The sequence below is a fragment of the Vibrio sp. 10N.222.52.B7 genome (assembly GCF_041474275.1).
GTDB lineage: Bacteria > Pseudomonadota > Gammaproteobacteria > Enterobacterales > Vibrionaceae > Vibrio > Vibrio crassostreae_C.
Genome location: NZ_JBFRTU010000139.1, coordinates 4207 through 4840, shown reverse-complemented (window position 1 = coordinate 4840; position 634 = coordinate 4207). Strand labels below are relative to the sequence as shown.

Here is a 634-nt window from a genome sequence, read left to right as displayed (position 1 = left end):
ACTGAATCTCTGCTTGTTTACGACCAACCAGATTAAACTGTTCGACACAAGCCTCCCACTCTTTCTGCTGAACAACCTTTGCGATGAGTAAGTCAGAAATACCTACGTTTCGATCGTTACTGAGTAGAATCAAGTTCAGTACGCTGAAGCTGATCGCATCATAACTGTTGCCACCGTTCACGTAATTTCTAACTAACTGAGTTTCAAACTCGCTAACGGTTTGGACACTCTTTGGCAGCAGCGCTCGTACCATATGGGTTTCAAGTGAAACCAAAGAACCTGAAACAAGAAAACAGTAGCTACGCTCGAAATGATTTTGAACTTGGTTTATCCAGCCTTGAGAGTTTGAGTTAAGCGCCTTAACCATCAGAACCGAGTGACAGCCACTTGCCTGATCTCGCTGGTGGCCGATGTGCACAGCTTCAAATTCACTACGCCGCCAAAAAGAAATCAATTCGCTGGTCGCGCCAAAGCTTGTCGCCAGGTAATCTGCTTGGCTGGTTTGCTGTGATAACTGAGCCAACATCCAACGGCCAATACCCAAACCTTGATGACGTGCTGAAACAGCAATGCGCATAACTCGAAGGCAACGACTGGTCGCCGCCTGAGTACAGCCAAGTTGGTTTGCCAGTAA

At 46.8% G+C, this 634-nt stretch carries 1 protein-coding gene; it reads right to left on the bottom strand.

Going from position 1 to position 634, the window contains the following annotated elements:
- The coding region (locus tag AB4512_RS21650; protein WP_372175620.1) for a GNAT family N-acetyltransferase at nt 1–634 on the bottom strand (634 nt) is incomplete at both ends.